This window comes from Pseudacidovorax intermedius, assembly GCF_003350475.1.
In the GTDB taxonomy this organism is placed as follows: Bacteria; Pseudomonadota; Gammaproteobacteria; order Burkholderiales; family Burkholderiaceae_C; genus Xenophilus; species Xenophilus intermedius.
The window spans coordinates 118,211-137,512 of the sequence record NZ_QQAV01000010.1 but is presented as its reverse complement, the minus strand read 5'-3'; the positions used below and the strand labels follow the sequence as shown (position 1 = coordinate 137,512).

Genomic DNA, 19,302 nt, shown 5'->3' with positions numbered 1-19,302 from the left:
CTCGCTGGCTTCTACCGGCCAGCAGCAGCCGTTCGCATCACCAACACAATCAGGCCAGAAGCTCACCTTCCCGCCCTCCCTTCAGTTCACCAATCGCCATGAACGACTTGCCGAGTGCCATCCACGCAGATATCAAGCAGATCTGCGCTGACGGGGACGCGCTTGCTGAGCAGCGGCTCTATAAAGAGGCAATCGCGACGTACAACAAGGCTTGGGTGTTATTGCCAGCACCGCAGGCCGATTGGGAGTCCAGTACCTGGATTCTCGCCGCCATAGGCGACGCATGCTTCCTCGGCGGCTTCTTCGTCTCAGGTTCAGAGGCAATGGAGTACGCGATGCGCTGTCCAAGTGGTTTCGGCAACCCCTTCCTTCATCTGCGCCTCGGCCAATGCGCACTTGAGCGAGGGCAAAACGAAGTGGCAGCAGAACATCTGGCAAGAGCGTACATGCTGGAGGGAAAGGAGATATTTGCTCTAGACGACCCCAAGTACTTCGCGTTTTTGAAAACGAAGCTTGCTCCGCCCGCTTCCGGCGTGTGGTGACGTACTACGCTGCGGGCACCCTGCGGCCGTCGGGCAGAATTCGGCCAGAAGCGGCCATCCTGGGTCTCAACAGCCAAAGAGAAGTCCGCGCATTTCCAATGAAGACCATGACAACACTGCCCCAGTTCGAGCGCGATGTTCAAGGCATGGCGGGTAACGTCACGCTCTATCGTCGTGGCATCAACGAGTTCTATTTGTCACATGGCTTCCCGCGCATCTACGAGGGACTCGAAGCCGTGCGCCCCAGACTTGAAGCCATTGGCATGTACGTGCGCTGCCGCGATACGTTGCAGCAGGCTGAGGCGCTCGTGCGCCAAGGCCCCGATCACGATGAGGAAGCCGAACAGTTGTTGCTCAACCTCGGGGGTGACTTAAGGGATGCTTCAGGTACTCACGAAAGCATGCGCAAGAAGCTCAGGGGCAACCCGAACGCCACAATCGACGACTTCAAGGCGGACCCGGATAGGGAGTCGGATCAGCAATAGGCGCTGGAGAGTGGTTTTGGGGCGTGGACTTTGGACGTCCGCTTTGGGCCCTTAGCAGCCAGCCAAGTCCCCCGAGAGCTGCCATTCGCGAACACGTCAGAGCCCGTCCATCCACCCCTGCGCATCCATGTGGGTAATGAAGTCATCGAGCAAGACTTGATCGACTTCCAGCAAGACCCGATAACCCCCCTTGTGGTGAGGTTCGACGTGGTCAACCAAGACCAAGCCTGGTGCACCTTCTAGCGAGGAGAGAAGTGCGGCCTTCTCAGCACTCGGCTCCGGAAATGAAAGGCTTTTGTGGAGGTAGCGTGGCGCGATTTTCATTGCTGAAGGTCCGGTAGTGGCCGACTGTAGCCGCTCGTGCCTAAAGCCTTCTCGGCTTGAAGCAGTCATGGCCGCTGTTTCGCCAGCCGGATATCCCCGTCACCAATCTCCACTTCGCTGCCCCACCCGAGGTGACGATAGAGCCGTGCAGCGCGGCTCCCTTTCGCAGTTTCGAGCCACGCGGCAGTGTGCCGCTCGAACAACGCGCGTTCACAGGTCTGGGTCAAGCGCGTGCCTATCCCGCAACCCTCATGTTCGGGCAGCACAAACAGGGCAAACAGGCACGCGTCATCCAAGTCGACCATGGCGAAACCAACGACGTCCTCATTGATGGTTGCAACCCAAGAGCAAGGCGCGCTACTGACAGCAAGGGCAATGGCTTCCGGCGTGACGCCTATCGCCGAAAGTTCGTCGGCTGTCATGGTGTTTTCTCCGACCGATGCCCTGACTTTGAACATCGCGCTCACGTCTGTGACGGAAGCAGGCCGAATTTCTGGAGACAAAGGGGTGCTGGTCGCGAACTTCTGCTTCTGGTCTAGGCCCGTCGAAAGAGAGCGAACCACGATGGGCTATCTATTCTGAGCGGAGGGAATCTCGAAGACATCGCCGTTGGTGGGTGTCGCAGACTCATGGTAGATGTCGTACAGGTACTGGGACAGCTCGGCGGGGGCCAAATCGGACGGAATCGCGAGGCCCGCGGGCCTCCGCTTGCCCTCGTTTCCCACCAAGTACGCAGTCCAGGCCTCCCCCACCCGCTCGACGGCAATAATTCGACCGAACACGTTGAAGCGGCAGAGCATGGATTCGTTCCCTTCAAGCTGGCAAACGTACAAGGTCAGCTTTTGGCCGAAAGCGGCCGTCGCCCGCCGACTGTAAGCCGGCCAAGCGAAAGGCAAAAGCGCCCAAACGTCTGGCCCCAAGCCTTCGCAAGCTGCGGCGACTTAGGGCGCCGCCAGCGTTGAAGCGCCTGGCCTCGATCCCTACCCGCCCCCACCCAACACAGCCCCACTCGCGCGCGCCCACCTCCCCCGGCAAATTGGTCGCATGGACATCGACCTGTTGCTGCCGGACGTGCTGCGCAAACTGGAGAACCTCGTGCGCACCGGCACCATCGCCGAAGTGCGCCACGAGCTGCCCGGCGCTCTGGTGCGCGTGCAGATTGGGAAGAACGTCACCGACTGGCGCCCGTACCACGAGCTGCGCGCCGGCAACACCCGCACCTGGAACCCGCCCACGGTCGGCGAGCAGGTCACGCTGCTGTCGCCCGGCGGTGACCTGGCCGGCGCCCTGGTGATCGGCGGCATCCACCAGAACGACCACCCCGCCCCCAGCACCGACCCCAACAAGACCGTCACCGTCTACCCCGACGGCGCCACGGTCAGCTACGACCACGCCGCCCACGCCCTGGCCATCACGCTGCCCGCCGGCGGCACGGCCGACATCACCGTCCCCGACCGCATCACCGTCCACTGCACCACGGCCGACGTCACGGCCAGCGACAGCGCCACGGTCCACTCCCAGCAGATCACCCTCGACGCGCCGCAGACCACCACCACGGGCCACCTCACAGTCATGGGCCTGACCACCATGCTGGGCGGCTTCAGCGCCTCCGGCGCCTCGGCGGTGCCAGGCGCGCAAAGCGTGGGCCGCATGAGCATCCCGCTGCTCTCCACACGCGAGATCGAGACCACCAGCACCGTGAGCGCCGACACCGACGTGCGCAGCGGCCCCATCAGCCTGCGCACCCACCCCCACGACAAGGTGCAGCAGGGCACCGACCTTTCGGGCCTGCCGCAATGATGTCCGCCAGCACCGGCCGCGCGCTGGCCTATGCCGACCACATCGGCCAATCCATCGCCGACATCCTCACCACGCCCATCGGCTCGCGCGTCATGCGCCGCAGCTATGGCAGCTTCATCCCCGAGCTGATCGACGCGCCCACCACGCCGGCCAACCGCCTGCGCCTCATCGCCGCCAGCGCCCAGGCCATCATGAAGTGGGAGCCGCGCACCACCGTGCGCCGCATCACCCTGGCCACGGCCAGCGACGGCACCACGCAACTCAACATCGAGCGCGTGGACCGCAGCCAGGCCGCCACCACGCTGCAGACGGTCAGCATCGGGGGCCTGGCGGCATGAGTACGTCCCAGCTCATCGACATGAGCAAGCTGCCGGCGCCCGCCGTGGTGCAGGTGCCCGACTTCGAGGCCGTGCTCGCCGACCTCAAGGCCGACCTCGTGGCCGCCTACCCGCCGGCCGCGCCGGTCATCGAGCTGGAGTCCGAGCCGCTCACCAAGTGGCTGGAGCGCACCGCCTACCAGATCGTGGTGGAGCGCAGCGCCCGCAACGACTCGGCCCACGCCGTCATGCTGGCCTACGCGCAGGGCAGCGACCTCGACCAGCTCGCCGCCTTCTACGACGTGCAGCGCCTGGTCATCACCCCGGCCGACCCCGCCGCCGTGCCGCCCGTCGAAGAGGTAATGGAGAGCGACGACGACTTCCGCGCGCGCATCCAGCTCGCGCCGCGCGGCTACAGCGTGGCCGGCCCCGTGGGCGCGTACATCTTCCAGGCCAAGAGCGCCGACGGCCAAGTGCTCGACGCCTACCCCGTCAGCCCCACACCCGGGCAGGTGGTGGTGAGCGTGCTGGCCCGCGATGGCGAGGGCGTGCCCACCCAGGCCCTGCTCGACAAGGTCTATGCCGCCCTCACCGCGCAAGACGTGCGCCCCCTCACCGACGAGGTGCTGGTGCAGCCCGCCGGCATCGTGCATTACCAGATCGCCGCCACCGTCTACATGCTGCCCGGCCCCGATGCGTCCAGCGTCATGGCCGAGATCCAGACCCGTGCCGAGCAGTACGCCGCCGCCATGCACCGCATCGGCCGACTGCCCACGCTGTCGGGCATCTATGCCGCCCTGCACATCGACGGCGTGGCCCGCGTGGTGCTGCACAGCCCCGCCGCCGACGTGGCCGTGAGCAACACCCAGGCGAGCCACTGCACCGCCATCGACCTGGCTTTCGGGGGCGTGATTGACTGACAGCCTCCTGCCCCCCAACGCCACCGCGCTGGACCGCGCGGTTGAGGCCGTGGCCGTGCGCGCCCTGCAGGCCATTCCGCAGCCGCACCGCAGCCTCTGGAACGCCGACACCTGCCCCCTGCCGCTGCTGCCCTGGCTGGCCTGGGGCATGGGCGTGGAAGGCTGGCGTACCGACTGGCCCGAGGCCGTCAAGCGCGCCGTGGTGCGCAACGCCATCGCCATCCAGCGCCGCCGCGGCACCTACCGCAGCGTGGCCGATGCCGTGGCCGCCTTCGGCGGAAACATCGCCATTCGCGAGTGGTGGCAGACCACCCCGCGCGGCGTGCCCCACACCTTCGAACTCGTTTTCACCCTCACCGACCAGACCGGCGCCGGCGTCAGTGCCGCCTTCGTGGAAGACGTCATCGCCGAGGTGGCCCGCGTCAAGCCGCTGCGCAGCCACTTCACCGCCATCCAGGGCCTGGCCGCCGCCCCTGCCGTCAAGGCGGTGGCCGTGGGCCGGCCCGTCATCTACGCGCGGCTCGCGCTGCAGGTCCAGTAAGTCATGGCCATCCTCTTCAAGCTCACCGACGCCGGCCGCGCCGCGCTCGTCAACGCCGGCCACACCGGCACCAATGCGCGCACGCTGGTCAGCGTGGGCCTCACTGCCCAGGCCTTTGCGCCGGCGGCCAACCTGGCCGCGCTGCCCGGCGAGTTCAAGCGCCTGGCCACCATCGCCGGCGACGTGGTGGCGGGCGACACCATCCACGTCACCATCCGCGACGACGGCCCCGACACCTACACCGTGCGCGGCTTCGGCCTGTGGCTGGACAACGGCACCCTGCTGGGCACCTACGGCCAGGCCGAGCCCATCGTGGAGAAGTCCGCCGCCGGCATCATGATGCTGGCCACCGATCTGCGCGTGCTCGACGGCAGCGCGGACATCAGCACGCTCCAATTCGGGCAGACCAGCTTCATCAACCCGCCGGCCACCACCGAGCGCCTGGGCGTCATCGAGATCGCCACCGACGCCGAGGCCGACGAGGGCACCGACGACGTGCGGGCCATCACCCCGCGCACGCTGGCCCTGGGCCTGGCCCGCAAGGCGCAGGCCGCGCGCAAGCTCATCGCCGGCACCGGCCTGACGGGCGGCGGTGACCTGACCGCCGACCGCACGCTGACCCTGGCCGACACCACCGTGGCGGCCGGCAACTACGGCAGCGCGACCGCGGCGCCCACCTTCACCGTCGATGCGCAGGGCCGCCTCACGGCCGCGGGCACCGTCACCATCACGCCCGCATGGGGGAGCATCACCGGCAAGCCCACCACCGTGGCCGGCTACGGCATCACCGACGCGGCCCTGGCTGCGCGCAAGCTCATCGCCGGCACCGGCCTGGCCGGCGGCGGCGACCTCAGCGCAGACCGCACGCTGACCCTGGCCGACACCGCCGTGGCCGCCGGCAACTACGGCAGCGCCACCACGGCGCCCACCTTCACCGTCGATGCGCAGGGGCGCCTCACCGCCGCCAACAGCGTGACCATCACGCCGGCGTGGGGCAGCATCACCGGCAAGCCCACCACCCTGGCCGGCTACGGCATCACCGATGCGGCCCCAGCCGCGCGCAAGCTCACCGCCGGCACCGGCCTGGCGGGTGGCGGCGACTTCACGGCAGACCGCACCCTGGCCCTGGCCAACACCGCCGTGGCCGCCGGCAACTACGGCAGTGCAACCGCCGCGCCCACCTTCACTGTCGACGCACAGGGACGCCTCACGGCCGCCGGCAGCGTCACCATCACGCCCGCCTGGGCCAGCGTGACGGCCAAGCCCACCACGCTCGACGGCTACGGCATCACCGACGCCATGCGCAGCAACGCCATGGATGAGCGGCAGTTAGCAGGCAGTGGATGGCAGCGCCTGCCCGGTGGGCTCATCGTCATTTGGGGAAGCGCCGTCTCGCAGGGTGGCTACACCCGCGCCTGGTTTCCTCGCACCTTCCCCACAGCGTGCTTTCAAGTCATCTGTTCGACCCAGAACAGCAGTAATCAGGGCTACGCCGTGGAGTCGCACAGCTTCGGCTCAGAAGGCTTCATGTTCGCGGTGCTGATCGGTGCCGACACCAACTACGCGTGGGGCATCAGTGTGAGTTACGTCGCCTTCGGCTACTAAGGCACAGCGCCGCCCCCCACTCCCCACCAGTCGACTCCCTCCTTTCGCCATGCCGCCCCTGCGCACCCTCACCGTCACGGCCGAATCGGCCGCCTTCATCCTCGACTGCCTGGCCGCTCGGCCCTACCGCGAGGTGGCCCCGCTCATCGAGGAGCTGAGCGCGCAGCTCCGCACGCAAGAGGCCACGGCCCACGCCCAGGCCGCCCCGGCCATCGTGCCCGCCGCCCCCGCCCTGGCGCACGCACCAGACGCCGCCCAGGCCTGACCCCATCCATCCGCTGTCACACCCCAAGCAAGGAACCCCATGGCATCCACCGAGTACCACCACGGCGTCCGCGTCATCGAGACCACGGGCACCGGCGCCGCCATCCGCGTCGTCTCCACCGCCGTCATCGGCCTGGTGGCCACGGCGCCCAACGCCGACGACGACGCCTTCCCCATCAACACCCCGGTGCTGCTCACCAACCCCGCGGGCAGCATCGGCAAGGCCGGCGCCGGCGGCACGCTGGCGGCTGCGCTGCGCGCCATCGGCAACCAATGCCGCGCCGTCGTCGTGGTGGTGCGCGTCACGCCGGGCGCCGACGCGGCGGCCACCACCACCAACGTCATCGGCACCGTGGGCGCCGATGGCCACCCCACCGGCATCCAGGCGCTGCTCTCGGCCGAGAGTGCGCTGGGCGTCAAGCCGCGCATCCTGGGCGCGCCGGGGCTGGACACCAAGGCCGTCACCAACGCCCTGGTGACGGCCGCGCAGGCCCTGCGCGGCTTCGTCTACGCCGCCGCGCGCGACCCCAACGGCAACCTCGCCAAGACCAAGGAGCAGGCCACCACCTACCGCGCGGAATTCGGCGCGCGCGAGCTCATGGTGCTGTGGCCCGAGTTCCTGGGCTGGAACACCGAGACCAACGACGTGACATCGCTCAGCGCCGTGGCCAACGCCCTGGGCGTGCGCGCCAAGATCGATCAGGACATCGGCTGGCACAAGACCCTGTCGAACTACGTCGTCAACGGCGTGGAAGGCATCAGCGTGCCGGTGTTCTTCGACCTGCAGAACCCGGCCAGCGATGCGGGCTACCTCAACGGGCTGGAGGTCACCACCATCATCCGCCGCAGCGGCTACCGCTTCTGGGGCAACCGCACCTGCGAGGCCAAGGGCGGCAAGTTCCCTTTCGAGAACTACACCCGCACCGCCCAGGTGCTGGCCGACACCATCGCCGAGGCGCACTTCGTCTTCATCGACAAGCCCATGCACCCCAGCCTCGTGCGCGACATGCTGGGCTACATCAACAGCCGATTCCGCGACCTGGTGACCAGCGGCTACCTCATCGGCGCGAGCGCCTGGTTCGACCCCGACCTCAACCAGAAGGAAGACCTCGCAGACGGCCGCCTGCAGATCAGCTACGACTACACGCCCGTGCCGCCGCTGGAAAACCTCATCTTCAACCAGTCGATCACCGACAGCTACCTCGCCCAGTTCGCCACCGCCATTCAGGCCAACTGAGCCCGCCGCCCACGTAGGAGCCCCTTTCCATGTCCATCCCTTCCAGCCTCAAGAACTTCAACCTCTTCGGCGACGGTGCATCCTGGGTCGGCCTGGTGCCCAGCGTCACCCTGCCCAAGCTCACCCGCAAGACCGAGGAATACCGCGCCGGCGGCATGCACGGCCCCATCGAAATCGACCTCGGCCACGAAAAGCTCGAACTCCAGTTCACCGCCGGCGGCCTCATGGTCGATGCGCTGCGCAGCTTTGGCGTGGTGGCCCACAACGCCAGCCAATGGCGCTTTGCCGGCGCCTACCAAGACGACTCGGACGGCAGCGTGCACGCGCTGGAGATCCTGACCCGCGGCCGCCTCAAGGAGATCGAGCTGGGCGACGCCAAGACCGGCGAGAAGACAGAGCACAAATACAGCTGCGCCCTCAGCTACTACAAGCTCACCGTCGACGGTGCCGAAGTCATGGAGATCGACGTGCCAGGCCTGATCTTCCGCGTCAACGGCACCGACGTGCTGACCGAAATCCGCCGCGCCATCGGCCTATGACGCGCCGCATCGCCACGCCCCCGCCCGCCCCTTCCGCACCCCCTCGCCCATCTACCACCATGACCACCCAAGCCACCCCCACCCCGGCCGACGCCAACACCATCACCCTCGACGAGCCCCTGCAGCGCGGCGACACCACCATTGCCACCATCACCCTGCGCAAGCCCCGCGCCGGCGAGCTGCGCGGCCTGAACCTGGCCGAGGTGCTGCAGCTCAACGCCAACGCCCTGCAGCAGTTGCTCCCGCGCATCACCACGCCCACGCTGACCCCGCACGACGTGGAGCAGCTCGACCCCGCCGACCTGGTGGAGCTGGGCGCGCGGGTGGCCACTTTTTTCGTGCGCAGGAGCATCCGGGCGGACTTCCCGCAGACGTAGAGGACCTCATGGCCGACATCGCGCTGGTGTTCGGCTGGGCGCCCTGCCACATGGACGGCATGGAGCTGCCCGAGCTGATGCGCTGGCGTGAGCGCGCCCGCGTCCGCCACGAGGCCAAGCCGCCCGAGTAGCCCCACCAACCACGACAACCCCGCACCCCCGCCATGGCAGGCCCTCTGAAACTCGAAATCATCCTGTCCATGGTGGACAAGGCCATGGCCCCGCTGCGCGGCGTGGACCGGCAAAGCAAGGCCCTGGCCGCCAGCCTCAAGCAGTCGCGCGAGGCGCTGCGCGGGCTGGAGCGACAGCAGCAGCAGGTAGAGGGCATCCAGAAGCAGCAGGCCGCGCTCGACAACCAGACCCGCAGCCTCAAGCAACTGGACGCGCAGCTCGGCGCCGTCATCGCGGCCGAGGGCGTGCACAGCAAGCAGGCCGCCAAGCTGTCGCAGCAGCTCACCACCCAGACCATCGCCTACAACCGCCAGCGCGAGCGCCTGGACGAGCTGCAGGCCACCGCACGCAAGGCCGGCCTGGGCAATCTGGGTGCGGCGCAACAGCGCCTCAAGGCCGACATCGAAGCAACGAATGCCAGCATGGCCGCGCAGCGCGCCCGGCTGCAGGCCCTGGCCGAGGTGCGCGACAAGCGCAGCCAGGCCCTGGGCCGCGCCGCCATGCTCGGCGCCACGGGCGCGGCGGCCGTCGTGGCCGGCCGTGCCGCCGCGGCGCCGGTACAGCGCACCCTGGGCGCCTACAGCGATCAGGAGAACGCCGCCACCCAGCTCAAGGCCAGCATGATGGTGGCCGATGGCAGTGCGCCCGAAGAGCTGCAGCGCATCACCGAGCTGGCCACGCGCCTGGGCGACCGCCTGCCCGGCACCACCGCCGACTTCCTGGAGATGATGACTATGCTCAAGCGCCAGGGCTTGAGCGCGCAGACCATCCTGGGCGGCACCGGCGAGGCCGCGGCCCTGCTGGGCGTGCAGCTGCGCATGCCGGTGACCGAGGCGGCCGAGTTCGCCGCCAAGATGCAGGACGCCACCCAGAGCACCGAGACCGAGATGCTGGGGCTGATGGACATGATCCAACGCACCTTCTACCTGGGCGTGGACTCCGGCAACATGCTGCAGGGCTTTTCGAAGATGTCGCCCGTGCTCGGCATCCTCAAGCAGAAGGGCGTGCAGGCCGCCAACACCCTGGCCCCGCTGCTGGTCATGATGGACCAGACCGGCATGCGCGGCGAATCCGCCGGCAACGCCATCCGCAAGATGTTCCAGGCCGGGCTGGACGAGAAGAAGGTGGGCAAGGCCAACAAGATGCTCGCCCAGGCGCATGCCGGCTTCGCGCTCAGCTTCACCGACAAGGCGGGCAACTTCGCGGGGCTGGACAACCTCTTCGCGCAGCTCGAAAAGCTCAAGACCATCGGCAGCGACACCCAACGCATTTCCATCATCAAAGAGGTGTTCGGCGACGACGCCGAGAACCTGCAGGTCATCAACACCATCATGGAGAAGGGTCGCGCCGGCTATGAAGAGGTGGCCGCCAAGATGGCCGCCCAGGCCGACCTGCGCAAGCGTGTGGACGTGCAGCTGGCCACCCTGTCGAACGTGCTCGAAGCCGCCCAGGGCAGTGCCACCAACGTGCTGGCGAGCATCGGCGAGACCATCGCCGGCGACGCCAAGGGCCTCATCCAGTGGCTGGGCGACACCTCGGCCGCCATCGGCAACTGGGTGAAGGAACACCCCGCCCTGACCGCCGCCATCGTGCGCACCGTGGCCGCCATCGCGGGGCTGCTGATGGTGTTCGGCGTGCTCAAGATCATGGCCGCCGCGGTGCTCGGCCCCTTCGCCATGGCGCGCGCCGTGTTCGGCCTGCTGGGCCTCAACATCGGCACCGCCAGCACCGCACTGCGCGGGCTGGCCCTGGTGATGCGCGGGCTCATATTCACGCCCATGGGCCTGGCACTGACCGCCCTGGCCGTGGCCGCTTACCTCCTGTACACCCGCTGGGACGATGTGCGCGCCGGCGCCATAGCGCTATGGCAAGACTTGTCGGCTGCCTTCGCCGCAGGCGTGGCCGCGGTGGGCGCCGCCTTTGACCGCCTCATGGGCTGGGCGCAGCGGACCTGGCAGGGCATCACCACCACCCTCGGCGGGCTGTGGAGCGACGTCACGGCCACCCTGGCCACCCTGCCCCAACGCTTCTTCGAGTTCGGCGCCAACATCATCCAGGGCCTGGCCAACGGCATCACCAACCGCATCAGCCTGGTGCGCGACGCCATCGGCCAGGCGGCAGACGGGGCCGTGGGCTGGTTCAAAGACAAGCTCGGCATCCGCTCCCCCAGCCGGGTATTCATCGAGGCCGGAGCCAACATCGCCCAGGGCGCCGCGCTGGGCATCGACCGCACCGCGCCGCAGGTGCGCGCCGCGGCGCTGGGGATGGCCGCGGCCAGCCTGGTGGCCCTGCCCGCCATGGCGCTGCCGGCCGTGGGCCAGCCCGCGGGTCTGGGCGCCCCGGCCCCCGCCCACGCCCCGCTGGCCAGCGCGCGCAACACCGGCCCCAGCCTGGTGGTGCAGGGCGACACGGTGCACCTCACCATCCAGGCCGGCGCCGGCGTGGACCCGGCCGCCATCGCCCAGCTCGTGCGGGCCGAGCTGGCCAGGCACGAGCAGGCCAAGGCCGCCCGCCTGCGCGGCGCGTATGTCGACTACGGCAACTGACCCACCCCGGAGCCCCCAGCCATGATGATGTGCATCGGCCAGTTCGTGTTTCAGCTCGACACCCTGGCCTATCAGCAGCTCAAGCGCCGCACGGCGTGGAAGCACCCTACGCAGGCCTTGGTGGGCGCGCGAGACGCGTCCCAGTACCTTGGCCCAGGGGAAGACACCATCACCCTCGACGGCAGCGTGGTGCCCGAGTTTGCGGGGAGCCACCTGCACCTCGATGACCTGCGCTACATGGCCAACACCGGCCGGGCCTATGCGTTGGTGGAAGGCACCGGCACCATCTACGGCGCCTTCGTCATCACCGAGATCGAAGAGACCAAGTCCCTGTTCTTCGAGGACGGATCGCCGCGCAAGGTGGAGTTTTCCATCGGCCTGCGCCGCGTGGACATGGACGACGATGGCCGCGCCGACGCCATGGGCGACCTGGTGACGCCCGAGCAGACCGCCCTGCAGTGATGAGCACCGCCGCCAACAGCACCAGCACCGCCGCCGCCGGCCGCGACGTGGACGCCATCGCCGCCACCCTGCCCGCCACCAACACCACGGGCCTGAGCCCCGCGCGCGGCGGCCCGCACCTGCGGCCGGTGTGGCGCGTCACCGTCAACGGGCAGGACATCAGCGCCCGCGTGGCACCGCGCCTGGTCAGCCTGACCATCACCGACAACCGCAGCCAGGACGCCGACGAGGTGGAGCTGGTCATCAGCGACCACGACGGCCGCGTGGCCCTGCCCAGCACCGGCGACACCCTGACCGTGGCCGTGGGCTGGGTGGCCGACACCACCGGCGCCCCCGGCCAGGCCGGCGCCGCGGCGGCCGGCGGCTTTCCGCTGGGGCTGGTGGACAAGGGCAGCTACACCATCCAGGCCGTCGAATACAGCGGCGCGCCCGACACCATCACCCTGCGCGCGCACGCCGCCAACCTGCTGGACGGGCTACGGCAGCTGCGCGAGATCAGCTACCACCAGACCACCCTGGGCCAGATCGTGGCCGCCATTGCGCTGCGCAACGGCCTCAAGCACAGCATCGACAAGGCCGTGGGCGCCCGCAAGGTGAAGCACGCCGATCAGGCGCAGGAGAGCGATGCGAGCTTTCTGCGCCGCCTGGCCAACACCTTCGACTGCATCGCCACTGTGAAGGCCGGCACCCTGCTGCTTTCGCAAAAGCGCCTGCCCCGCACACCCAGCGGCAAGGCCCTGCCGCCCGTGCTGCTGGTGCGCAGCACCGGCGACAGCCACCGCTACGCCCGCGCCGACCGCGACAGCTACAGCGGCGTGCGCTGCTGGTACAACAACCACAAGACGGGCAAGCGCACCGCCGTGGTGGCCGGCATCACCGGCCGGGCCAAAGACCTGCGCACCACCTACGCCAGCGAGTCCGACGCCCTGGCCGCCGCGCGGGCGGAGTGGGCACGCGTTCAACGCGGCATCTTCAGCTTCGAGATCACCCTGGCCTACGGCCGCGCCGACCTGGGCCCGCAGCGGCCGGTGGTGGTGCGTGGGTACAAGCCGCAGATCGACGCCACGCCGTGGCTCATCACGGGCGTGCGGCATACGCTGGCGGGTGGCGGGTACACGTCCACCCTGACGCTGGAGACGCTGCAGGCGGAGGGGGTGGAAGGTGGGGATGAGGCGGGGGACAACTTTGATCCAGAATAATTCTTCTGGTATGGTGGTGGCAATATGTCTGTCACTGAGATTTCGCCGTTGATCTTGGAAAGCCTAGGTTTCCAAGTTCAAAAAATCCCCACAGGTGTTCGTAAGAGTGCAGACTTTCTTGCAATCGCAGATGGTTGTCGTTTACTTATAGAAGAGAAAAGAAAAGAGGATGAAGAAAGCGTTCTTCGGGAGAAGGAAGAAATACTAGGGTCAGGAAAAATTTTTGAATCTGAAGCCTCGTTAGAAGAAAGAAACGAAAGGCTTGCCGAAGCAGTACGCGAGGGTCATCGTCAGCTAAGGGATGGCGATAATCCAGAACACGACTTCAAAATTCTCTGGATCAACTGTGACGGAGTCAACCCAAACGCTAAATATGCGCAAGTTCTTGCTACGCTCTATGGAAGCGTCAACCTCATGCAATACGGGACAACAAAGTTACATGATTGCATTGGGTACGACTACGCCGAGTTTTATAGGAGAACCGCCCTTGATGCCGCGGCATGTACCATCCGATTTGGGGATCATGTCATATTAAAGCTCTTGCTCAATCCCTACTCCACACGCGCAGAGAGTTTGAGTACAGCTCCATTCGTTAAAAGATTCCCGCGTGAAGGTATATATGACCCCATCCAAATGGAAAGAGACGGGCGAATTTTTATTTACAAAGAAGATATAAAAGCCAAATCCGGCGAAAAAATTAAATGGCTAGAGGATAAATATGGCTGCAAGCCACTCCATCCGGTGAGATTCAACAGATTAACCTTAATTTCGCGAACGCCTTTGTAGGGTAGTTCTGTGGGATATCAACCTAAGCAGTCGATTCGATAAAGGCGCCCAACTTCTCAAGATCATGGGACCAAAAGAGAGACAGCCCTCTCGCTTGAGCCTGTTCTAGGCTCAACACTTTAAACACCCCACCGAGCACGGCCGCTGGAACCACCTGCAACGCGCCAAACTGCTGAATCCAGTAAACCGCCTTTACGGCTGCATCGTTGTTCAACCGCTTGATACTGTTCGTCGCACTGTTGGACACCTTGCACTCGATCGGCATCAGGCGCTCGTCGTGCAACCGCAGCACCACGTCGGCCTTGCGCTCGCCGAGCATGCATTCAGCACAGAACTGCTTGACCTGGGGACCGCGCATCATCGTCTTGATCGCACCCGGCGGCACCTCTTCAAAGCCAAGACTACGCAGATAGTCCTTGACCCGGGTCTCCTGGGATTCCTTGCCGTCGTTCCTGCGCTCCGTGGCGATCCGCTGTGCTGCCAGCAAAACGGATGAGGCCAGCAGCGCTGCTTCCCGCTGCTGCTCGGAGGGCGCGCCCCCATCCTGCATCCACGGAAAGCGATGGGGATCAATCACTCGTTCGATGACGCCGAACACCTTTTGCAGGGCAACAGGATCTCTGCTCAGAACGCCCGGAGCAATGGAGTCCACATCCGCGATGACCCGAAGGTCATCATCAGAAATCGGCGGACCCGCCAAGTAGCGAAGCGCCTCCCCAAGGCCAAGTCCGTAGGCCTCGGAAAGACTCCCTTCGTTGATCTCGCCGGGGTTCAGGTCGCTCAACTTTTCGAAGAGCTGTTCGAACTTGCGGCGAGCCGCCTTGTAGTGCACATCCCATGAGTCGGAAACGGCGAGCCGCTCAACGCGAAACTGTGCAGCTGCAGCCTCGGCGTCTGCGGCCAATTCGGCGGTGGTCCACCGTGGGGGTAGCGCGCTCATGCCAGAAGCGTCTCCAAGCTCGGAATGCGAAGGCGCTCAACCTCTTTGGGTTCGAACTTCGTCAGTCCACCCGCGTAAGTCCTACCGTGCCCCGTGCTCACATTTTTGTTGAGCCAAGCCACCAATCGCCCCATGGCCGCCTCTGGGAGCGGAGCACGCGGATAGAGGCCATGAACCACGTTGATGTGGCGGGCATCGCAGGCGTTGAGGGTGAACTGGGGCGCTCGCCGCGCCATGTAGGTGCAAAGGATCGGAGCAGGCGCTTTCAGCCCCACCGACCACCACGCCTTCCGGTGCTGCGCGATATAGCCGCTGTGCGCGCCTTGCCGCCTGGCCCATTCCAAGAATGCAGTGATGCGCTTCCGGTCAGCCACACTGAACCCATCCAGATCGGCAGGAAGATCGATGACACGACGCAATGCGTCAGCCGATCCGAGGTGGGCACCGGCCTGAAGGAGGTCCTTGGCTTTGGTCACCGCCGGCATCTTCACGCTGTCGGGCAATCCAGCAGTGTGGTCTCCGGCGATCCAAATGCCATTCGCGCCTGTGACCTGGCCGCGGTGAACCCGGAACAACTCGCCAAGCTCGACTTCCCCCTCAGCGGAGGGAGCGGAAGGGCGGACGATGACCGACCAGCGTGGGGCAGAGAGCAACTGCCCACGCGGCACGTCAATGCCCTTCGTCAGGCCGTTGAGTTCGGCAACCTCCCCGACCGCACGAACGCGAACAGGCTGTTCGGTTTCGCCCATCCGAAAACACGTGATGGCTGCTGTTGTTGCCGTGCCAGGGAACGCTTCAACCTTGGGCTCCAGCACATGCAACGCCAGCCCGCCCAGTTCCGAAATGAGGAGTCGCCTTAGGGCCGATCCATAGTTGACGTCCATCCACTCGGCTGACGTGACGAACGCGCCGATGTCACCAGGCATGGCCAGTTGCCGCGTCTGTAAGAAGAAATGCAGGTGCAGCCCCGCCAATGCGCTCGCCTTGATGCCGAGCTTGGCGAAGGTGGAGGCATACCAGGCCTTCCACTCTTCGCCGATGCCATGGTGACGGACATACGGCGGGTTTCCGATGAAGGCAGTCACGCCCGCACAACGGGGCAGCTTCACGGCCCGATAGTCCTTGACCAGCACCGTCGCCCGGTCCGACCACCCACGAACCGCCAAGTTGGCGCGCAGCATCAGGGCGGCAAGCGGATCTGTCTCGACAGCCACAAGCTGGGCACTGGGAAACGCCTCGCCGGCACTGAGAATGAACCGACCGGAACCGGCCCCTGGGTCAACAATCCGCGCCGGCACTGCTTGGGCAGCCAGCCAAGTCATCATGGAGCGAATGATGGCTTGCGGCGTGTAGACCGCACCTGCAACACGGCGCGCGTCTGGGGTCCGAATTCTTGTGAACGCGTCGCCCAGCGGGTCGCCGCCGTTGCTGATTTGTTGCTGGGCATCTGCGAGCTGTCCTTCGGCTAAGGCCGCGGCTGCCGACGCCTTCGCGAGGGTGCGCTCGGCTGACGACAGGCTGGCTGTGCCCCCGATGAGCGCGACGCAAAGAGCCGCAAGCTCTTGCTCGGTTCGAACCATCATCTCTTCTCTCTCTGAGGACTGACGAACAGCTCAGCCTGGCCTGAGGCGTGCCTGCCCGTGAACGTGCGCATGAAGTCACGCAAGACGTCAGCAGCTGCGCGGTCCTGCGCGCGGCATGCTTGAACGAAAGCCTCACGCAGTTCCTTCTCCACGCGGATGCGCATTCCGCAGTCTTTCACTTGCATGGGCACATGCTACCACCAGGATACACAATGTGTATCCACGATAATCATGCGAGAATTTTGAGCCCTGCCATTAGACACGCCCACCGTGCTAGGAAACGCGTTCGATCCACTCGTTCAACTCTTGCCGCACACTTAGCGCATGGGCAAGCACGGCAGTCCAGTGGTTCTTTCCAAATATTCGCTCTTGGCTCCTTCCGATATGTGACAAGAATAGTCCTGCATCAACCCCACCCGCTGCAAGGTGAGAACTGCAGGCTTCGAGTAGGTTGGAAATCTCCGTGTTGCCATTTTCCAAGTAGCGGTCAAGCAAATGAAGTCGGTTGAAGTGGCGTTCAACGAGCGACCAGACCTCTTGCTCCACACCGTCGGGCCTGTTTAGGTAAAAATTCACTCCAACGCTTTTAATCTGCGGACTTGTAATTAGTTGCGCAAAAATGAATTGAGTGTCAGGGATGAGATCTGAATAAAAATTAATAAATAATCTTTCCCCCTCGTCTGTAATCCAATATCTATCTTTCTTTGTATTGCATGTGCTACAGCAAGGAACCAAGTTAATAGGATGGACCGACAATTCAGGAAAATCTATAGCCGGAAGGTAGTGATCAAACGTATTGGGGAGCGTTATTCCACACATCGGGCAAAGACTAAGCAGGCGCTCGGGCTGCGCGGCTTTGATATCCTCTTTAAGAGCGAGTAGAGCCTGAGTTGCAATCGCATAGCAAGAACGCAAGATATTGCCGTCGGCCACTGCATCTTCGTTGCTCTCGAAGCCATCCAAAGCGTCCAGCCCTAAAGCCAGCTCGTAGGCATCGTATCGCGAGACAATGAGAGGATGTAACTCAACCAGGCGAGCGCGCGTCGCATGGTGCTTGCTATCACGGATCGCAATATACCTGTCGATGTAGCTCAAAGGTTCCACGCCCAGCCTCACCAAAGATCTCATCGGCGAGCTCCATATTGGGCCAGAAGATATGCTTCTGCATTTATGCTCAATCCCGTGTCAAACTTTCCGAGCGCCTCTTCCAATGGATATTTTCGGGCAAGTTTCCTCAGCGTCCTTCTATAAACGCTGTCCACCTCAACAGTCTCGAAAACGTGTTTGGTGATTTCGGAGATGCTTTCCCCGAAGCTCTCAAGGCCAAGTGTCTCCGTTTCCGTTATGTTGCCCGTTCTACGGAAAACCAATACTCGCTTAGCCGGAACCTCTTGGACAACAAGAGGAGAGTGCGTTGCAATAATCGCAAAAGAATCGTATTTGTCCAAGAGAGAGGAAAGTACTAAAAATAGATTGGCTACTGCATTAGGATGTAGGTGCGTCTCGGGCTCGTCAAAAACGACGAGTGAGTAAGGCTCAAGCCACGCCAAAAGAGCGGTAATAAAATGAATAAATATCGCCTGTCCAGAGCTTAGAAGAGACAATAAATGCGTCTGAGTTTCCATACTTGAGTTTTCAAGCACAAAGAAATCATCGCTTAGATGATCTGGATTGTCGGATTCTATGACGTCTTGGATGTACCTGCGCCACTCTCCTTGGCGACCGATTTGTCTTATTCTTTCCCGATTCTCTATATATCGGCGCGTCAGATCGAATTGGTGAGAATTTTCTCCCCCTATACCACAATATACGTAACTACTTCGTTCATCCACTCGGGGTCTTTTAAAGTTATCAAAAGCACTATAAGACACTGCAAGTACGCGAGTGAAGAGAGGGCGGCCTTCAGTAAATCTTTTTTCGCGCTCTTGCCATACCGTACCGGAAGTGCGACGGGTGGAGGCAAGATCCGCAGCTAATGAAGCAATGTAGTTAGTTTTCCCGGACGCATTTCTTCCGATAATTGCGACTACTCGGCCAGGTAGCTCATCGTTTTCATCAAAGTCAAAACGGCCTATAGTTTGCATTTCTGCACCGTCTATTTTTCCTGCATATGTAAAGCTAACCTGCTCTTGTGGATCTTCCCCCCGCGCCCAAGCTGCGCCAAAACGTTTCGCACGCTGTGCACTGTTGTGACGCATTAACGCATTCCGATAGGCGGATGTCGGCTCGAATGGCTGGGAACGCCTCGGTAGCAAGGCGATGTCTCGAAGTGAATTTAGAGCTACGTCGGCTTCACTGTCAAAAAATTTGCGCATCTCCTCATAGTATGAGCGCTCCTGTCCCAGCGAAATGTAGTCATCCGATAGCTTGTCGAATCGCTCAGGCAACTCAGTTTGAGAGGCCACTTTGAAGGACTCTTTTCGCTCACTTATTTTTTGAAGAATCTTTATAGTGCCAATAGCTTTTCTTGCGATTCCATCGGTTACAAATACTTTAAAAGAGACCTTGTACCCGAAATCGTCCCAATTATCGTGGACCAAAAACACATATGGCTTAACCACTCGCGGAAAATTTTCACCCTCTCTGAAACACATAAATTTCATGATTCCAACCTCTCTTGAGAGCCCTAAGAAGGATTAATTTCCATTGCGTGGACTTGCTGGG

At 64.0% G+C, this 19,302-nt stretch carries 24 protein-coding genes; 16 read left to right on the top strand and 8 right to left on the bottom strand.

Features of this window, described 5'->3' with window-relative positions; genetic code table 11:
* Positions 1-98: 98 nt before the first annotated feature.
* Positions 99-542 (top strand): tetratricopeptide repeat protein, encoded by a 444-nt coding sequence (locus tag DFR41_RS21675; protein ID WP_114804241.1) that lies wholly within the window; start codon positions 99-101, stop codon positions 540-542.
* A gap of 107 nt (positions 543-649) precedes the next feature.
* On the top strand, positions 650-1,027 hold the full coding sequence (locus DFR41_RS21670; protein ID WP_147284411.1) for a hypothetical protein: 378 nt from the start codon (positions 650-652) through the stop codon (positions 1,025-1,027).
* A 96-nt stretch (positions 1,028-1,123) separates the two neighbouring features.
* On the opposite strand, the gene DFR41_RS27500 is transcribed toward DFR41_RS21670, so the two are convergent.
* The 3 genes from DFR41_RS27500 to DFR41_RS21660 all read right to left on the bottom strand — a co-directional run bounded on the left by DFR41_RS27500 (position 1,124) and on the right by DFR41_RS21660 (position 2,151).
* A complete protein-coding gene (locus tag DFR41_RS27500; RefSeq protein WP_147284410.1) occupies positions 1,124-1,351 on the bottom strand; it encodes a hypothetical protein in 228 nt (75 codons plus the stop codon).
* Between the two features lie 65 nt (positions 1,352-1,416).
* A complete protein-coding gene (locus tag DFR41_RS21665; RefSeq protein ID WP_244917833.1) occupies positions 1,417-1,809 on the bottom strand; it encodes a GNAT family N-acetyltransferase in 393 nt (130 codons plus the stop codon).
* 111 nt (positions 1,810-1,920) lie between these two features.
* Entirely contained in the window at positions 1,921-2,151 is a 231-nt protein-coding gene (locus tag DFR41_RS21660; RefSeq protein WP_114804239.1) for a DUF7661 family protein, read from the bottom strand.
* A 244-nt stretch (positions 2,152-2,395) separates the two neighbouring features.
* On the opposite strand from DFR41_RS21660, the gene DFR41_RS21655 reads away from it, so the two are divergent.
* From DFR41_RS21655 to DFR41_RS27495, 14 genes are read left to right on the top strand one after another with little or no spacing between them, the layout of a single operon-like run.
* Complete coding sequence (locus DFR41_RS21655) at positions 2,396-3,151, top strand: phage baseplate assembly protein V (protein ID WP_114804238.1); 756 nt, start codon at positions 2,396-2,398, stop codon at positions 3,149-3,151.
* Positions 3,148-3,489: a GPW/gp25 family protein gene (locus tag DFR41_RS21650; RefSeq protein ID WP_425326718.1), complete on the top strand. Its 342-nt coding sequence runs from the start codon at positions 3,148-3,150 to the stop codon at positions 3,487-3,489. The genes DFR41_RS21655 and DFR41_RS21650 overlap by 4 nt, the downstream gene beginning before the upstream one ends.
* Positions 3,486-4,388, top strand: coding sequence for a baseplate assembly protein (locus DFR41_RS21645; protein ID WP_114804237.1), 903 nt, complete (start codon positions 3,486-3,488; stop codon positions 4,386-4,388). Before DFR41_RS21650 ends, DFR41_RS21645 begins: the two co-directional genes overlap by 4 nt.
* Positions 4,381-4,929: a phage tail protein I gene (locus DFR41_RS21640; RefSeq protein WP_114804236.1), complete on the top strand. Its 549-nt coding sequence runs from the start codon at positions 4,381-4,383 to the stop codon at positions 4,927-4,929. The genes DFR41_RS21645 and DFR41_RS21640 overlap by 8 nt, the downstream gene beginning before the upstream one ends.
* A 3-nt stretch (positions 4,930-4,932) precedes the next feature.
* Positions 4,933-6,534 (top strand): gp53-like domain-containing protein, encoded by a 1,602-nt coding sequence (locus tag DFR41_RS21635; protein WP_114804235.1) that lies wholly within the window; start codon positions 4,933-4,935, stop codon positions 6,532-6,534.
* Between the two features lie 49 nt (positions 6,535-6,583).
* On the top strand, positions 6,584-6,799 hold the full coding sequence (locus tag DFR41_RS21630) for a hypothetical protein (protein ID WP_114804234.1): 216 nt from the start codon (positions 6,584-6,586) through the stop codon (positions 6,797-6,799).
* A gap of 39 nt (positions 6,800-6,838) precedes the next feature.
* Entirely contained in the window at positions 6,839-8,035 is a 1,197-nt protein-coding gene (locus DFR41_RS21625) for a phage tail sheath subtilisin-like domain-containing protein (protein ID WP_114804233.1), read from the top strand.
* A gap of 29 nt (positions 8,036-8,064) precedes the next feature.
* Positions 8,065-8,574, top strand: coding sequence for a phage major tail tube protein (locus DFR41_RS21620; RefSeq protein WP_114804232.1), 510 nt, complete (start codon positions 8,065-8,067; stop codon positions 8,572-8,574).
* 59 nt (positions 8,575-8,633) lie between these two features.
* A complete protein-coding gene (locus DFR41_RS21615) occupies positions 8,634-8,951 on the top strand; it encodes a phage tail assembly protein (RefSeq protein WP_114804231.1) in 318 nt (105 codons plus the stop codon).
* Between the two features lie 8 nt (positions 8,952-8,959).
* Complete coding sequence (locus tag DFR41_RS21610) at positions 8,960-9,082, top strand: GpE family phage tail protein (RefSeq protein ID WP_114804230.1); 123 nt, start codon at positions 8,960-8,962, stop codon at positions 9,080-9,082.
* Between the two features lie 33 nt (positions 9,083-9,115).
* A complete protein-coding gene (locus DFR41_RS21605) occupies positions 9,116-11,668 on the top strand; it encodes a phage tail tape measure protein (protein ID WP_114804229.1) in 2,553 nt (850 codons plus the stop codon).
* A gap of 21 nt (positions 11,669-11,689) precedes the next feature.
* A complete protein-coding gene (locus DFR41_RS21600; protein WP_114804228.1) occupies positions 11,690-12,130 on the top strand; it encodes a phage tail protein in 441 nt (146 codons plus the stop codon).
* A complete protein-coding gene (locus DFR41_RS21595; protein ID WP_114804227.1) occupies positions 12,130-13,329 on the top strand; it encodes a contractile injection system protein, VgrG/Pvc8 family in 1,200 nt (399 codons plus the stop codon). The genes DFR41_RS21600 and DFR41_RS21595 overlap by 1 nt, the downstream gene beginning before the upstream one ends.
* Positions 13,330-13,353: 24 nt before the next feature.
* Entirely contained in the window at positions 13,354-14,115 is a 762-nt protein-coding gene (locus tag DFR41_RS27495) for a hypothetical protein (protein ID WP_147284409.1), read from the top strand.
* A 22-nt stretch (positions 14,116-14,137) separates the two neighbouring features.
* On the opposite strand, the gene DFR41_RS21590 is transcribed toward DFR41_RS27495, so the two are convergent.
* From DFR41_RS21590 to DFR41_RS21575, 5 genes are all read right to left on the bottom strand, one after another.
* Positions 14,138-15,055, bottom strand: coding sequence for a XamI family restriction endonuclease (locus DFR41_RS21590; protein ID WP_114804226.1), 918 nt, complete (start codon positions 15,053-15,055; stop codon positions 14,138-14,140).
* Positions 15,052-16,638, bottom strand: coding sequence for an Eco57I restriction-modification methylase domain-containing protein (locus DFR41_RS21585; protein ID WP_114804225.1), 1,587 nt, complete (start codon positions 16,636-16,638; stop codon positions 15,052-15,054). The genes DFR41_RS21590 and DFR41_RS21585 overlap by 4 nt, the downstream gene beginning before the upstream one ends.
* Positions 16,635-16,823 (bottom strand): plasmid-related protein, encoded by a 189-nt coding sequence (locus tag DFR41_RS21580; protein ID WP_170159439.1) that lies wholly within the window; start codon positions 16,821-16,823, stop codon positions 16,635-16,637. The genes DFR41_RS21585 and DFR41_RS21580 overlap by 4 nt, the downstream gene beginning before the upstream one ends.
* A gap of 88 nt (positions 16,824-16,911) precedes the next feature.
* On the bottom strand, positions 16,912-17,766 hold the full coding sequence (locus tag DFR41_RS27490) for an HNH endonuclease (RefSeq protein ID WP_147284408.1): 855 nt from the start codon (positions 17,764-17,766) through the stop codon (positions 16,912-16,914).
* The gene (locus DFR41_RS21575) at positions 17,763-19,241 is read right to left on the bottom strand and encodes an AAA family ATPase (RefSeq protein ID WP_211322637.1); all 1,479 of its coding nucleotides are present in this window, start codon (positions 19,239-19,241) and stop codon (positions 17,763-17,765) included. Before DFR41_RS21575 ends, DFR41_RS27490 begins: the two co-directional genes overlap by 4 nt.
* Positions 19,242-19,302: the final 61 nt, after the last annotated feature.

Bases quoted from the DNA above. Each gene is read 5' to 3' on its own strand.
- DFR41_RS21645 (WP_114804237.1), top strand. From the start codon at position 3,486: ATGAGTACGTCCCAGCTCATCGACATGAGCAAGCTGCCGGCGCCCGCC.
- DFR41_RS21670 (WP_147284411.1), top strand. From the start codon at position 650: ATGACAACACTGCCCCAGTTCGAGCGCGATGTTCAAGGCATGGCGGGT.
- DFR41_RS21630 (WP_114804234.1), top strand. From the start codon at position 6,584: ATGCCGCCCCTGCGCACCCTCACCGTCACGGCCGAATCGGCCGCCTTC.
- DFR41_RS21595 (WP_114804227.1), top strand. From the start codon at position 12,130: ATGAGCACCGCCGCCAACAGCACCAGCACCGCCGCCGCCGGCCGCGAC.
- DFR41_RS21615 (WP_114804231.1), top strand. From the start codon at position 8,634: ATGACCACCCAAGCCACCCCCACCCCGGCCGACGCCAACACCATCACC.
- DFR41_RS21620 (WP_114804232.1), top strand. From the start codon at position 8,065: ATGTCCATCCCTTCCAGCCTCAAGAACTTCAACCTCTTCGGCGACGGT.
- DFR41_RS21635 (WP_114804235.1), top strand. From the start codon at position 4,933: ATGGCCATCCTCTTCAAGCTCACCGACGCCGGCCGCGCCGCGCTCGTC.
- DFR41_RS21605 (WP_114804229.1), top strand. From the start codon at position 9,116: ATGGCAGGCCCTCTGAAACTCGAAATCATCCTGTCCATGGTGGACAAG.
- DFR41_RS21575 (WP_211322637.1), bottom strand. From the start codon at position 19,241: ATGAAATTTATGTGTTTCAGAGAGGGTGAAAATTTTCCGCGAGTGGTT.
- DFR41_RS27490 (WP_147284408.1), bottom strand. From the start codon at position 17,766: ATGAGATCTTTGGTGAGGCTGGGCGTGGAACCTTTGAGCTACATCGAC.
- DFR41_RS21625 (WP_114804233.1), top strand. From the start codon at position 6,839: ATGGCATCCACCGAGTACCACCACGGCGTCCGCGTCATCGAGACCACG.
- DFR41_RS21675 (WP_114804241.1), top strand. From the start codon at position 99: ATGAACGACTTGCCGAGTGCCATCCACGCAGATATCAAGCAGATCTGC.
- DFR41_RS21650 (WP_425326718.1), top strand. From the start codon at position 3,148: ATGATGTCCGCCAGCACCGGCCGCGCGCTGGCCTATGCCGACCACATC.
- DFR41_RS21580 (WP_170159439.1), bottom strand. From the start codon at position 16,823: ATGCAAGTGAAAGACTGCGGAATGCGCATCCGCGTGGAGAAGGAACTG.
- DFR41_RS21585 (WP_114804225.1), bottom strand. From the start codon at position 16,638: ATGATGGTTCGAACCGAGCAAGAGCTTGCGGCTCTTTGCGTCGCGCTC.
- DFR41_RS21600 (WP_114804228.1), top strand. From the start codon at position 11,690: ATGATGATGTGCATCGGCCAGTTCGTGTTTCAGCTCGACACCCTGGCC.
- DFR41_RS21610 (WP_114804230.1), top strand. From the start codon at position 8,960: ATGGCCGACATCGCGCTGGTGTTCGGCTGGGCGCCCTGCCACATGGAC.
- DFR41_RS27500 (WP_147284410.1), bottom strand. From the start codon at position 1,351: ATGAAAATCGCGCCACGCTACCTCCACAAAAGCCTTTCATTTCCGGAG.
- DFR41_RS21665 (WP_244917833.1), bottom strand. From the start codon at position 1,809: ATGTTCAAAGTCAGGGCATCGGTCGGAGAAAACACCATGACAGCCGAC.
- DFR41_RS27495 (WP_147284409.1), top strand. From the start codon at position 13,354: ATGTCTGTCACTGAGATTTCGCCGTTGATCTTGGAAAGCCTAGGTTTC.
- DFR41_RS21655 (WP_114804238.1), top strand. From the start codon at position 2,396: ATGGACATCGACCTGTTGCTGCCGGACGTGCTGCGCAAACTGGAGAAC.
- DFR41_RS21660 (WP_114804239.1), bottom strand. From the start codon at position 2,151: ATGCTCTGCCGCTTCAACGTGTTCGGTCGAATTATTGCCGTCGAGCGG.
- DFR41_RS21590 (WP_114804226.1), bottom strand. From the start codon at position 15,055: ATGAGCGCGCTACCCCCACGGTGGACCACCGCCGAATTGGCCGCAGAC.